Source organism: Flagellimonas algicola (genome assembly GCF_005937185.1).
GTDB lineage: Bacteria > Bacteroidota > Bacteroidia > Flavobacteriales > Flavobacteriaceae > Flagellimonas > Flagellimonas algicola.
Genome location: NZ_VCNI01000006.1, coordinates 60,996 through 75,603, shown reverse-complemented (window position 1 = coordinate 75,603; position 14,608 = coordinate 60,996). Strand labels below are relative to the sequence as shown.

Annotated in this window: 10 protein-coding genes; 8 read left to right on the top strand and 2 right to left on the bottom strand. The window is 42.0% G+C overall.

The genetic code is table 11. From position 1 onward, the window contains the following. Positions 1-56: 56 nt before the first annotated feature. A complete protein-coding gene (locus FGG15_RS19460) occupies positions 57-1,394 on the top strand; it encodes an aspartyl protease family protein (protein WP_313791005.1) in 1,338 nt (445 codons plus the stop codon). Between the two features lie 52 nt (positions 1,395-1,446). On the opposite strand, the gene FGG15_RS19455 is transcribed toward FGG15_RS19460, so the two are convergent. Beyond that, positions 1,447-1,836: a DUF1573 domain-containing protein gene (locus FGG15_RS19455; protein WP_138839447.1), complete on the bottom strand. Its 390-nt coding sequence runs from the start codon at positions 1,834-1,836 to the stop codon at positions 1,447-1,449. A 198-nt stretch (positions 1,837-2,034) separates the two neighbouring features. On the opposite strand from FGG15_RS19455, the gene FGG15_RS19450 reads away from it, so the two are divergent. After that, positions 2,035-4,659, top strand: coding sequence for a valine--tRNA ligase (locus tag FGG15_RS19450; RefSeq protein WP_138839446.1), 2,625 nt, complete (start codon positions 2,035-2,037; stop codon positions 4,657-4,659). 208 nt (positions 4,660-4,867) lie between these two features. Here the strand turns inward: FGG15_RS19450 and FGG15_RS19440 are convergent, their stop codons facing one another. Next, complete coding sequence (locus tag FGG15_RS19440) at positions 4,868-7,246, bottom strand: TonB-dependent receptor (RefSeq protein ID WP_138839445.1); 2,379 nt, start codon at positions 7,244-7,246, stop codon at positions 4,868-4,870. Positions 7,247-7,465: 219 nt separating this feature from the next. On the opposite strand from FGG15_RS19440, the gene FGG15_RS19435 reads away from it, so the two are divergent. From FGG15_RS19435 to FGG15_RS19410, 6 genes are all read left to right on the top strand, one after another. Beyond that, the gene (locus tag FGG15_RS19435; protein ID WP_138839444.1) at positions 7,466-8,467 is read left to right on the top strand and encodes a sensor histidine kinase; all 1,002 of its coding nucleotides are present in this window, start codon (positions 7,466-7,468) and stop codon (positions 8,465-8,467) included. A 1-nt stretch (position 8,468) separates the two neighbouring features. Further along, on the top strand, positions 8,469-9,173 hold the full coding sequence (locus tag FGG15_RS19430) for a LytR/AlgR family response regulator transcription factor (RefSeq protein WP_138839443.1): 705 nt from the start codon (positions 8,469-8,471) through the stop codon (positions 9,171-9,173). A gap of 170 nt (positions 9,174-9,343) precedes the next feature. Further along, positions 9,344-10,732: a Gfo/Idh/MocA family protein gene (locus FGG15_RS19425; RefSeq protein ID WP_138839442.1), complete on the top strand. Its 1,389-nt coding sequence runs from the start codon at positions 9,344-9,346 to the stop codon at positions 10,730-10,732. Between the two features lie 121 nt (positions 10,733-10,853). Continuing rightward, positions 10,854-11,351 carry a YybH family protein gene (locus FGG15_RS19420; protein WP_161992014.1) on the top strand — a complete coding sequence of 166 codons (498 nt, stop codon included), beginning with the start codon at positions 10,854-10,856 and terminating at the stop codon, positions 11,349-11,351. Beyond that, positions 11,348-12,214: an RNA polymerase sigma factor gene (locus tag FGG15_RS19415; RefSeq protein WP_138839440.1), complete on the top strand. Its 867-nt coding sequence runs from the start codon at positions 11,348-11,350 to the stop codon at positions 12,212-12,214. The genes FGG15_RS19420 and FGG15_RS19415 overlap by 4 nt, the downstream gene beginning before the upstream one ends. A gap of 100 nt (positions 12,215-12,314) precedes the next feature. Next, positions 12,315-14,600 (top strand): FdhF/YdeP family oxidoreductase, encoded by a 2,286-nt coding sequence (locus tag FGG15_RS19410; protein WP_138839439.1) that lies wholly within the window; start codon positions 12,315-12,317, stop codon positions 14,598-14,600. The last annotated feature ends 8 nt before the right edge of the window (positions 14,601-14,608 follow it).

The following is a 14,608-nucleotide window of genomic DNA, read 5'->3' as shown; positions in this document are numbered from 1 at the left end:
AAATATCTCCATTAATTTGTATATTTAGTAAGCATAACCCATTATTAGCTAGGAATTTGAAAAGAAACCTGCAACTTTTTACACTTCTTCTAATGCTGGCACCTTTCTTGGTTTCGGCACAGGGCTTTAAGTTGCCCAAAAATCAGAAGTTTCAAAGGGTTGGTTTTGAGATGGTGAACAACCTGATCATAATCCCAGTAGAGATCAATGGGGCAGAATTGACGTTTGTCTTGGATTCAGGAGTTAGCAAACCTATTTTATTCAATCTTTCCGATCAAGATTCCATTCAAATCAACAATGTATCTGAAGTGACCATAAGAGGTCTTGGTGATGGCGAACCCATGAAGGCTTTGAGTTCCATGGGAAATACCTTCAAACTTGGAAATGCCAAGAATTATAATCAAGATTTATATGTTGTTTTGGATAAGGGGATAAATTTTTCCACCTCCTTGGGTATTCCGGTCCACGGAATCTTGGGATTTGACCTTTTCCGTGACTTTGTGGTAGAGATCAATTATGGCACAGGTAATCTAAAACTGCACAATCCTATCCATTATAGACCACCTAAAAATAATAAGAGGGCACAAACTTTGCCCATTTCCATTGAGCGCAAGAAAGCCTATGTGGAAGGAATCGTTTTGATGAAGGATGAGGACAATGTTCCTGTAAAACTTTTGGTGGATACGGGGAGTAGCGATGCATTATGGCTGTTCCACCAACCGGAAAAGGGATTGGAGATCCCTGAAAAGAACTATGAGGATTATTTGGGGCGTGGGCTCAGTGGAGACATATTTGGTAAACGAACCAAAATAAGGGGTGTAAAAATTGGGGATTTTGAACTTAAGGACGCCAAGGCTGCCTTTCCCTATCGGGAATCCTTTGGATATATTAAAAACTTGGGTGACAGAAATGGTAGTGTTGGCGGCGAAATATTAAAGCGATTCAACATTATTTTTAATTATCGCGGTGGAACGGTCACACTGAAGAAAAATGCCAATTTCAGGACACCTTTTCAATATAATCTGGCTGGAGTTGCCTTGCAGCACAATGGGTTACGATATATTGCGGAGAGTATAGCCGATTTCAATGGAGTGGTAAGAAATGATGATGACACCTTTGGTAACGTTCAAATTTTGTTGGAAAACAAAACCAGGCTTAGTTTAGTACCTGAGATAATCGTATCTGGAATCAGGGCCGGAAGTCCGGCGGCAGAAGCTGGATTACTGGAAGGGGACGTGATTTTGGCCATTAATGGAAAAAGAATCCATCGGTATAAACTCCAAGAGGTACTAAAAATGCTCAACGAGCGGGAAGGTAAACGGGTACGCGTCTTGATAGAGCGCTACAATAAAGATTTGCTGTTTTCCTTTGTCCTCAAAAATGTATTTGAATAAAATAAAAAAAGCCTCGATTTCTCGAGGCTTTTCTTCTATAAATTTTTAAGCTTTATTTGGCGCCTTCCGCTTTCACGGTTCCTTTTATTTTCAGCACCTTGGTTGGCGTATCCGCATTGGAAGTAACCGTAATGGCTTTTCTGATGGGCCCAACCCTTTTGGTATCATATTTTACTTCAATTTGTCCTGTCTTGCCTGGCAAGATTGGAGCTTCCGGCTTTTTTGGGATGGTACACCCACAGCTGGATTTTACGTTGCTGATTACCAATGGGGCAGTCCCTGTGTTGGTAAATTCAAAAACCCGAACACCGTCACTTCCTTTGGCAATTTCACCATAGTCAATGGTCTCGCTCTTAAATTCAATCTTAGCTGTAGCATCCTGAGCATAAATTCCTAGGGAAAGTAGCCCTACAAACAACATGAGTACAGTTTTTTTCATCATTTCTAGTTTTGGGTGAACTCCAAATTTAGATGTTTTCACACCTGCATCCAAAATTCTTTTGTTATGTAATAACGTTACTTATTTTTGTTTCGTATTTCGAGATTGGCTCTCAGCCGAAGAATAGCGTTAATTTAAAATGGCGACTCTCCTTCCAAAAATCCAATCTGATTCCTAAAAAGACAAAAACTATACCGAAAAATGGAAATTCCATCAAAATATGAGCCCAAAAGGGTAGAGGAGAACTGGTATTCGTACTGGATGAAGCATGATTTTTTTAGCTCAAAACCTGATGATAGAGAACCCTATACCATAGTGATCCCCCCACCAAACGTAACTGGGGTGCTGCACATGGGGCATATGCTGAATAATACGCTTCAGGATGTACTGATTCGTAGGGCGCGTTTATTGGGCAAAAATGCCTGTTGGGTACCTGGAATGGACCATGCTTCCATCGCAACTGAGGCTAAAGTGGTGGCCAAACTGAAGGAAGAAGGGATTGAAAAAGCTGATTTATCCCGGGATGAGTTCTTAAAGCATGCTTGGAATTGGACCAACGAATATGGTGGTGTTATCCTCCAACAATTGAAGAAATTGGGATGTTCCTGCGATTGGGAGCGTACAAAGTTTACCATGGATGACGATATGTCAGCCTCCGTGATCAGGGTTTTTGTGGATTTATTTGAAAAAGGCTTGATTTACAGGGGCTACCGAATGGTGAATTGGGATCCACAGGCAAAAACAACGCTTTCGGATGAAGAAGTGATCTATGAGGAACGTCAAGGTTCTCTGTACTATCTGGAGTATCCTATTGAAGGATCTGATGAGAAGGTAACCATCGCAACCACCAGACCTGAGACTATTTTGGGAGATACCGCAATTTGTATCAACCCCAACGATGAAAGATATGGTCATTTAAAGGGCAAAAACGCCATTGTTCCTATTTGTAACCGGGTTATTCCGATTATTGAGGATGAATACGTGGACATGGAATTTGGTACAGGATGCTTGAAAGTTACCCCCGCGCACGATGAAAACGATAAGAATTTGGGAGATAAGCACAATCTGGAAGTTGTTGATATTTTCAATGAGGATGCTTCATTAAATTCCTATGGTTTGCACTACCAAGGCAAGGACCGATTTGTGGTTCGAAAGGAAATCTCCAAAGAACTGGAGGAAAAAAGATTTTTGGTCAAAACCGAACAGCATACGAACAAGGTGGGTACCTCGGAGCGTACGAAGGCTGTTATTGAACCTCGACTTTCCGACCAATGGTTCTTAAAAATGGAAGGATTGGCAAAACCTGCAATTGAAGGAGTGTTAAAGACGAACGACATAAAGCTTTATCCCAAAAAGTTTGAAAACACCTATCGCCATTGGATGGAAAACATCCGGGACTGGAACATTTCCCGTCAGTTGTGGTGGGGTCAGCAGATTCCAGCCTACTATTTTGGTGATGGGAAGGAGGACTTTGTAGTGGCTGAAACCAAGCAGGAAGCCCTCAAAAAAGCTCAATCCAAGAATCCAAAAATCCAGGAATCCGATTTACGCCAGGACGCCGATGTTCTGGATACCTGGTTCTCTTCATGGCTATGGCCCATAAGCGTCTTCGGAGGTATTTTGGAACCGGACAACCAGGATATAAGCTATTATTACCCTACCAGCGATTTGGTCACCGGGCCGGATATTCTGTTTTTCTGGGTAGCGCGTATGATTATCTCTGGATACGAGTACCAAGGTAAGCGTCCTTTTGAAAATGTATACCTAACCGGGTTGGTAAGGGACAAACAGCGCAGAAAAATGTCCAAACAGCTAGGAAATTCGCCGGATGCATTGAAATTGATTGAGGATTTTGGAGCCGATGGTGTTAGGGTGGGACTTTTATTGAGTTCTGCAGCCGGAAACGACTTAATGTTTGATGAAGCCCTTTGCCAACAAGGTAAAAACTTTGCCAATAAAATTTGGAATGCTTTCCGATTGATCAAAGGATGGGAAATTGCCGATTTGGAACAACCAGAATCCGCAAAAACTGGAATTGATTGGTATACGGCCAGATTCAATCAGGTTTTGGCTGAAATAGAGGATCATTTCTCCAAATACCGTATTTCAGATGCGCTTATGGCCATTTATAAACTGGTCTGGGATGATTTCTGTTCCTGGTTGTTGGAAATTGTTAAACCGGCTTACCAAAAACCCATTGATCAAGCAACCTATAATGCAGTTATCCATTTGTTTGAGCAGAATCTAAAGATTTTACATCCATTTATGCCTTTTTTATCCGAGGAAGTCTGGCAGCATATCACGGAACGAACTCCAGCGGAAGCCTTGATTGTTTCCAAATGGCCTACGGTAGAAGAAACGGAAGCTAGCCTAATCTCCAATTTTGACTTTGCTGCTGAGGTGATTTCGGGAATTAGGACCATTAGAAAAGAAAAGAACATCCCTCAAAAAGAGTCTTTGGAACTTTTTATGGTCAATAGTGAAAAATTGGGGAGTCAAATGGACAGTATCATCACCAAATTAGGTAATATTTCGCAGATGGAGTCTGTGGATACTGGTTTGGATGGAGCTTTAAGCTTTAGGGTAAAGAGCAACGAGTATTTCATTCCCATGGGTGGTGCCATAGACATTGAATCCGAAATCAAAAAACTTACCGAGGAGCTTAACTATACCCGTGGATTTTTGCAATCAGTACAGAAAAAACTGGGTAATGAACGTTTTGTGAACAATGCTCCTGAAAAAGTAGTGGCCATGGAGAAAAAGAAAGCCGCTGATGCAGAGGCCAAGATTGAGACTTTGGAAAAGAGTTTGGCCAGTTTGGGGTAGTTTCCAGAATCTATTTGATTTTAGGTGCTAGATGCTAGATGCTAGATGCTAGATGCTAGATGCTAGATGCTAGATGCTGGGTGCTGGGTGTTTGGTGCTGGGTGTTTGGTGCTGGGTGTTTGGTGCTGGGTGCTAGGTGTTTGATGCTTGACGCTTGGAGTCTAAGGTCTAAGGTCTAAAGTCTATAGTCTATATTCTAGATGTTAAACTATCTCCTTCTTCCGCCGGAATACTGCATAGCTTCACCCTTGCCAAACCCATAGCTAAATCCAAAGGCTATAAAGCGACCACGTAAACGCCGGCTATAGGTTTCAAAATCTGCCTGGGCTATTTCACTTTCACTGATCCGGGAGGCAAAAACATCTCTGATACTTAGATTCAGGATGGCTTTACCTTTCATCATTTTTTTGCGTAACCCCATGTTCATATAGGCATAACCATTGGTTTCTCCTTGGAATGTACGGTAGCTGGATCTATAATTTCCGGTCACTTCCATATCAATATCTGCTGGAAATTTCACTTTGGACATTAACTTGGAAGTCCATCGGTCTGCATTGAAATCAAAAACCGTGGCGTCAAAAGTGCCCTCCCTTGAAAATTGGAAATAATTGAAATCCGCATTCAAAGTCAACCATTTGGCTGGGCTGTATTTGGTATTGAATTCGATCCCGGTAGTTTTGTTGGTCCCGATATTTTCAGGTCGTCGTGTGGTTACATTATTCTCAAAAGTGGACACACGTTCAATAACATCTGTGGTATATCTGTGGTAAATACCAAGATTTAAGGCTGTTTTTCCAACGAAAAAGATACCTGTAAGCTCATACGAATCGGTGAACTCTGGCATTAGGTTGGGATTCCCTTGGCGAATGTTAAAGTTGTTTCTAATGTTGAAAAATGGATTCAAATCCCAAAGCCTAGGTCTATATATACGCTTGGAGTATCCCGCTTGCAATGAAACCTTCTCGGAGAACTTGTACGAGGAGTGAACACTGGGAAAAAAATTGGTGTAATTCTGGTCATTATCCTCTCCGGTATTGGTCAGAAGAGTTTTCAAATTGGTTTGCTCTAAGCGCATCCCAGCTTTCAATCCCCATGTTTTGCCTTCATAGGCTCCAGTTCCATAGGCACCCAACACCTTTTGGTCAAATTCAAAATTGTTGGTCAACCCCGGGTCTATGACAAATTCCCCATTGATAAAATTTTGAACTTCGTAATCATTGCTAACATCGTTGATGACGTATTGTGCTCCGGTTTCCAAGGTCCATTCTTCAGAAAACGGCTTGGTGTAATCCAATTTGAACGTAAAAACGGCTTCTTTGAAATCCGTACGAGTCAATTGTGAGTCATCATTGTTTTCTCCAGAAATGGTAGTGTCCGTAAATTCCGAAGATTGGTCTTTCCCAAAGAAATTCCCCAAAGCACTGAACAGCAGCGTATGATCCTCATTGCCCTCAAAATCTTTTTTGTATTGCAGTTCATACCTGAATTTAGGATTAGTGGCATCCGTGACCTCGGTTCGTTCCCATTCAGAAGTTACCGTTTGGTCGCCTTCCAAAGTGGCAAAATTGGTGGTGGAGGGTTGATCTTCGATTTCCATGGCAAAGTTCCCGGACAATGTCAGAACACTCGTGGGGTCAAAATAATAGTCCGTCCCCAATACAAAATTGTAGTAGGTTTCATTACGGAATTCCTCACCAACCGCGACTACCGATGTATTGTTAACCAAATCGGTATTTCTACTTTCCACCTCATTGGGCCCTTCACGGTAACCCGCACCCAATTGGGTAAACAGATTGAATTTTTCGGTTCTTCTGTTCAAGCTTATCCCAACACTATGGCTATCAGGCGCTCCAGTGTTCACGGAAACCGACCCGTTTAAGCCTTTTCTTTGTTCTTTTTTGATAACGATGTTGATGATTCCTGAGGTTCCTTCGGCATCGTACTTTGCAGAAGGATTGGTGATGACTTCCACCCGATCGATCATATCTGCGGTAATCGTACCTAAGGCATTGCTTTCGTCGCTGGATATAATGGATGGCTTTCCATTAATAAGTACTTGAACTCCTTGACTCCCGCGTAAACTGATTTGTCCCTCAATATTTACATTGACACTGGGAACATTATTAAGCACTTCCAATGCGCTGGCTCCAGTACTGCTCAAATCTTTCCCCACGTTAAACACCCTTTTGTCCAATTTGAACACAGTTTTTGAAACTTCGCCCTCTACCACAACCTCTTCCAATTGTTGGGCATCCTCGCTGATTTGGATGGTTCCTAAATCGATTCTACCACCAGCTGAGGCCTTAGGTTCCACAATTTTCTTCTGATATCCGATGAAACTAATTTCTAGGTAGAAGTCCGTAGCATTGGTTTCCAGAACAAACGAACCATCTTCCAAGGTAGTGGTGCCTGATATTCCCTGCTTGGTGGTGTTGTCCGCAACCATAACGGTGGCGTAGGCCACGCCTTGACCGCTGGACCTGTCGACTACCTTACCGCTAAAAACAGTCGTATTTTGTTGAGCCGGACAGGATAAAATGCCGAGGGCCATAAATAGAATAGTAAGGAATAACAATCTGGATTGCATAGTCAATTCAATATAATTGGAAATCGTATACCAAAGATGCTAATGAATCTTCATGGGCAGCCTCTAAATTCTGCGAACAACCTGCCTTTTGCCATAATCGACATCATTTATTAAATATTTAAGAGAGCTGTTGATTACGGAACGTATTGGGTTGTTGACGGGATATCTTTTCTTTTGTTACCTTATGAAAGTAATTTTGACATCTAAAAGAACTAAATTTTGATTCCGCGTAGAGAACTTATTTTTCAGGTTGTGCTCCATATATTGGTCTTTTGGTTCTATACTTATGATCGAAGGAATCCTGGTATAGAAGGTTTTCAGATAGCTTTCTTTTTGAATTACACCCTTTGGACAATTTTGATCACCTATTTTTTGATGCCCCGTTATCTGTATCAAAAAAAGCATTGGAAGTTTTTTGGAGGAGTGTTGATGGTTATTGTGGGAACGGTAATGCTCCAAGAGGGGGTTTTGGAACCCATCTTTTTTGCAGGAACTCGGAGGGCACAAATAATTCCTGGATTATACTGGTCCTTGTTTGGAGTGGTCCCTATTCTGGCCATTTTATCTGGGTTTAAGTTTGCGTGGGATGCCCTGCAGAAGCAAAAACAGATAGATGAGTTAAAAAGCACAGTTGAAGAAAGTGAACTTCAGTTTCTCCGATCACAGATCAACCCCCATTTCTTGTTCAATAATCTAAACAACCTATACTCCTATGCGCTTGAAAACTCACCCAAAACTCCCGAAATAATTTTGGAAATGAGCGGGGTTTTGCGGTATATGCTTTATGAATGCAAAGAGAGATTTGTTCCGCTAAAAAAGGAAATTGAGCAATTGGACAACTTTATCAAATTGTATAAGCTACAAATTGAGGATAGGGGTAAGGTTCGATTTGAAACCCATCAGATAAATTCGGGATATAAGGTGGCCCCCCTGATTTTGATTGTATTTATTGAAAATGCCTTCAAACATAGCCAATCCGGGCAATCGTCGAATATTTCCATTGATATCAATGTGAGCCAAAAAGGCAATCAGTTGCAATTTACGTGTAGCAATAATTTTGAGGATGTAAAAGAGCTGGATGCGGTGGCCAATGGCATTGGACTGAGCAACGTAAAAAAGCGTTTGCAATTGTTGTATCCCAACCGGCATGAACTGGAGATCAGAAAGGAGAGCAACCAATTTTCCGTCTTACTGACCATGGAGCTGGAAAAATCAGAATGAAATGAAATGTATCATTATTGAAGATCAGCCGCCTGCCCAACGGATTTTGAAAAAATTCATTGAGGATGTGGATGCATTGGAACTGAAAGGTGTTTTTTCAGATGCCCTTCAAGCCATGGAATTTCTCAATGCAGAACCTATCAACCTTTTGTTTTTGGATATCCATTTGCCCAAGATATCAGGATTGGATTTTTTAAAATCCCTACCCAATCCCCCACATGTCATACTCACCACGGCATTTTCCGAGTATGCGTTGGAAAGTTATGACCTCAATGTTGTGGATTATTTATTGAAACCCTTTTCATTTCAACGCTTTTTAAAAGCAGTGGCGAAAGTGCCGGTTGTTAAGGCAACCCATGTTCTAACCGGCGACAAAGAAATAGCAATGGCACCTAAAAGCCACATTTATATTAAGTCTGGATATGAACATATCAAAATTCATCTGGACGATATTTTACATATCGACTCCGATTCGGACTATACGGAGGTTGTGACCCCGGACCGAAAATACCTGTCCAGTGAACCATTGCGGTTTTGGCTGGAAGCGCTTCCGGGAACAAACTTTATCAGAACCCATAAGTCACACGTTATCAATACAGATAAAATTGACAAAATTATGGGCAACCTGATATATCTTGAAGGCGGGCATACAATTCCCATTGGTAGGGCATATAAAGAACATTTTTTGAAAGTAATTCTTAAATAAAGCTAGGTCTTCAATATTGACGGGCTCAGGCGGCCCAAATCAGGCACTGAAATTGAGCCTAATTGACCCATCTGGTAAAGTATTTTGACCGATAAGATGGAACAAATGTCATTTTTTCATACATTCGAGATAGAAAAGTGTTAACGTTAACATTTAAAATTAAAATCACCATGAAAAACTTTGATCGCCGTAATTTTCTTAAAAAGACTTCGCTATCGGCAGCCGCCATTTCAGTAATGCCCAGCTACTTAAAAGCTGATATGAAAAGACCTTCGAAAGCTATGTATATGGGTGATTTTGCTGCCCCAAAATTGGATCTGATCAGGGCGGCATTTATTGGGGTAGGTGCAAGAGGTGGTACCCATTTAAAATCCTTTGCTGCATTGGAAGGTACCGAAGTGGTAGCTATTTGCGATTTATATGAAGATTTGGTAGATCAAAAGATAGGATGGGTAAGGGAAGTTGCCGGTAAAAAAAGACATAAGAATATTGCCAAATACTCGGGAGACGAAAACCAATGGAAAAAAATGTTGGCAGAAATCAAACCTGATGTGGTTTTCATCGCTACGAACTGGTTAAGTCATGCTCCCATGGCCATTGAAGCCATGAACCAGGGTGCCCATGCCTTTGTGGAGGTTCCCATAGCCGTAGGCTTGGATGAGATGTGGGATATTGTTGATGCCTCGGAACGAACCCAAAAGCACTGCATGATGATGGAAAACGTGAACTATGGCCGGGACGAACTCCTATTTTTAAATATGTGTAGACAGGGTGCGTTAGGCGAAATTTTGCATGGCGAAGCTGCTTATATCCACGAACTTAGAGGGCAGATGGAGGAGCAAAAAAGAGGAACAGGTTCTTGGAGAACCTATCACTATGCCCATAGAAATGGAAACCTATACCCAACGCATGGCTTGGGTCCGGTGGCACAATACATGAATTTGGGAAGAACAGACGACAATTTTGGAAGTTTGGTTTCTTTTTCCACCCCCGCAATAGGAAGAAGCGCTTATGCCAAAAAGAACTATCCAGCGGATCACAAATGGAACCAGTTGGATTATAAAGGGGGAGATTTAAATACTTCGATCATAAAGACCACTTTGGGTAGAACCGTAATGGTGCAATGGGATGAAACCAGTCCCAGACCATACAGTAGATTGAACCTTATCCAGGGAACGGCGGGGACTTTGGCAGGTTTTCCAACCCGAGTGGCCCTGGAAGGTGGCGTGGATGGAATAACCAAAGATCATCACTCATGGGTGCAGGGCGACCAGTTGGCTGCGGTGTATGATAAATATGATCACCCCTTGTACAAAAGATTAAACGAAAGCACCAAAGGCAGTGGACATGGTGGTATGGATGGTATCATGATGTATCGTATTGTGGAATGTTTGCAAAAGGGATTGCCATTGGATCAAAATGTATACGAGGGATGCTTCTGGAGTGCCGTAGCTCCATTGAGTGAGCGTTCTGTGGCCAGTGGTGGCGCTCCACAACCTTTCCCTGATTTTACCAGAGGTAGTTGGAAAAGTACTGCTCCTTTGGCCATCGTGAAATAACTTCCTAGGGTTTATACTTCAAGCTTAGACGAATCTTCAAAATGTAGTTATTCGCATAATTTTTGGGGTACAACTGTAACAGTTGGCATTTGGGATGTGTCCAAATCATAAAGCATTTAATATGATAAATAAAAGACACATGTACGTAATGTTGGTCATTGGCTTTGGAATGACCACAAGTATGAAATCCCAAAAACAAAAAGTTATGCAAACAACAATTTCAAAAGAAGAACAAGCAGTATTGGGCGCAATTGCCTCCATGACAAAATCGTTCAATAATGCAGATATTGATGGAGTTATGTCAAGTTACCAGGAAGGAGCCTTGGTGGTTTTTGAACCGGAAATGCGGGTTACCGATAAAAAACAGCTTCGGGAAATGTTTTTAGCAGCCTTTGCCATTAAGCCACAATTTGAATACCCCAACGGTCATGAGGTCTTTGTGAATGGAAAATCAGCCACTCATATTGCACCCTGGATTATGAAGGGTACGGCTCCTAATGGGACACCGATCACCCAAAGCGGACTTTCCGTTGCCCATTTGCGGAAACAACCCAATGGCAAATGGTTACTTACCTTTGATAACCCCCATGGGAGTTATCTAATGTCCAAGAAACCATGAAGAAGGATTCCAATGAACATGTTTCAGAAGAAAAACTGATTGAAAAGGCCTTATCTGGGGATAAGGCCTCTCTGGAATTGTTGATTACCAGAAATCAGGATTGGATTTACAACGTGGCGTTAACCTTTGTTGGGGATGCAGATGAGGCGGCGGACCTTACCCAAGAGGTACTGATCAAAGTAATAACCAAATTGGACACCTTTGAACAACGCTCCAGCTTCCGCACATGGACGTACCGTATTGTGAAGAACCATTTTCTAAATATGAAAAGGGGAAAGCATGAGGTAAATCCACCAACATTTGAACAATTTGGTGCAGGCTTGGATCAATTACCCGATGAGTCTCTTTCCAATTATACCTATGAGGTTGAGGAAAAATTATTGGTCAATGAGGCCAAGATCAGTTGCATGAAAGGCATGCTGTTGTGTTTGGATAGGGAACAGCGACTCATATTTATCATAGGGGAATTGTTCGAGTTTCCGGACTCTGTGGGAAGTGAAATTATGGAGATAAGCAAGCAGAACTTCAGGGTTAAACTCCATAGGGCCAAAAAGCAATTGTACAATTTTATGGACCACAAATGTGGCTTGATCAATAGGTCCAATCCCTGTAGGTGTCACCGTAAAACTGCCGGTTTTATTAAAATGGGTTATGTGGATCCAAAGGCGCTCCACTTTCAAAAAGACGTACTTTCTAAAATCAATGAAGTTGTGGGGAAAAAAGTAGCTTCCTATTCCAATGAAGTGCTGTCAGAATATCAAAAGCTATATCAAGAACATCCATTTTTACAAGGCCCTGATAAAATGGCATCCATCAAGAAATTGCTTTCCACAGAGAGTATCAAGGAAACCTTCAACCTTTAAAGGGGTGATTTAGATGGATTTTCCCTAGTTCAAAGGCACTTTATTTTGTTTGTTTAAAAAGTTAAGTAATTCCTATCTTTAGCCTTAAGCTTTGAGGATTATGGAAAAAAAGAAAAAGCGCAATATATCAGTTACAGGAGACATCTCTTTTGCAAACTTAAAGGTGTCAGAGCCCAAGGCTTTTGCCGCTGGAATGCCTGCGATAAAGGTGGCACTGGAGCATGTGAACAAGGAGTCGGGCCTTTTTCGCTCTATCAAGACCTTATCCCAAATGAACCAAAAGGAAGGGTTTGATTGTCCGGGATGTGCTTGGCCGGATCCGGTTAAACCTTCCAAACTGGGAGAGTATTGTGAAAATGGGGTTAAGGCCATTGCAGAAGAAACCACTTTTGAACGGGTGAATCGTGACTTCTTTCAAAAATATTCGGTGGAAGAGTTGTCCACTTGGACCGACTACCAAATTGGTAAAAGTGGTAGAATTACCGAACCATTTATACTTAGACCCGGGTCTATTCATTATGAGCCTATTTCTTGGGAGAATGCCTATGTTACCATTGCAGAGTATTTGAAAACATTGGATAATCCTGATGAAGCTGTGTTCTATACCTCAGGGAGATCCAGCAACGAGGCCGCTTTTCTTTACGGCCTTTTTGTGCGTGCTTTTGGGACCAACAATATGCCTGATTGCTCCAATATGTGCCATGAATCCAGTGGAGTGGCTCTATCCGAAACCTTGGGTATAGGTAAGGGATCTGTGGTTTTAGAGGATTTTGATGAGGCCGAAGTAGTGATGGTCATCGGTCAGAATCCAGGAACCAACCATCCAAGAATGTTGTCAGCACTTCAAAAATGCAAGCAAAATGGTGGGAAAATCATAACGGTGAATCCGCTTTCCGAAAGCGGGTTAAATCGATTTAAAAACCCGCAAAAGGTTAGTGGTATTTTAGGAAAGGGCACTATACTGACCGATATTTTTCTTCAGGTTAAGGTTAACCAAGATGTACCACTGCTAAAACTGATCATGAAGCGATTGGCGGAAAAACAGAAATCCAACCAAAAGATATTTGACTTGGATTTTATTTCGACCAAAACCCATGGGTATCAAGAGCTTTTAGTGGATTTGGAGCAGCAAGACGAGTTAGACTTGCTTAGTCGCTGCGGAGTGGATTCCGAGGAAGTGGATCAAGCTGTTGAGGTTCTGGCCAAGAATTCAAAAATTATTATTTGTTGGGCCATGGGGCTAACCCAGCACAAAAATGGCGTGGATAACATCAAGGAATGCGTTAATCTATTACTACTTAAGGGCAGCATCGGCAAAAAAGGAGCGGGTACTTGCCCGGTTCGGGGTCATAGCAATGTACAGGGGGATCGTAGTGTGGGTATTATGCACCATGTTTCTGAATCTCTCAATAATGCGCTAAAGGACGAATTTGATTTTGAACCACCGGCAAAAGAAGGTCTGGATACGGTTCATGCCATTCAAGCCATGTTTGAAGGCAAGGCCAAAATTTTTGTGGCCTTGGGAGGAAACTTTGTGTCAGCAGCTTCGGACACAGCGTATACCGCGGAAGCACTACAACGCTGCAAGCTAACGGTTTCAGTAAGCACCAAATTGAACAGAACACACCTTACTGCAGGACAAACCTCTTTGATACTGCCCACTTTGGGAAGAACGGAACAAGATCAAGGCAGGTTTGTGACTGTGGAAAATAGCATGGGAAAAGTGCATCAGAGCAAGGGGAGATTAAAACCAGCGAGTAAGCATCTTAAGAGCGAACCCGAAATCGTGGCCCGAATTGCGGATGCATATTTTGGTGGAAAGTCAACCATTAACTGGAACAAATTTGCGACAAACTATGAATTGATTCGTGATAAAATTGAAAAAGTTCTGACCGGATACCAAAACTATTCCAATAGATCGGCCGGTTCTGGATTTTATTTGCCCAACAATGCCAGAGTGGCGGATTTTTCCAAATTACCAGGAGGAAAAGCACAATTCTCCGTTTGCAAACTCCCGGATATTGAATTGAAAGCAGATGAATTTCTGTTAATGACTGTTCGAAGCCATGATCAGTTCAATACCACCATTTATGGCATGGATGACAGGTATAGAGGAATCTATGGTGAGCGCAGGGTGGTTTTTATGAATCAAAGGGATATGGATGGCAAAGGACTGCAACCGCAACAGGTGGTGGATTTGGTGAGCAATTATGACGGCAAGGAAAGGAGAGCTCAAAACTTTAAGGTCATACCCTATGACATCCCTTCCCAAAACCTCTGTGCCTACTTTCCCGAGACCAATGTCTTGGTTCCCATTGATCTATATGCTGATAAAAGCCAGACACCGGTAAGTAAATCGGTTGTGGTAAGGGTAGAAGTGGTGTAGCTTATTTC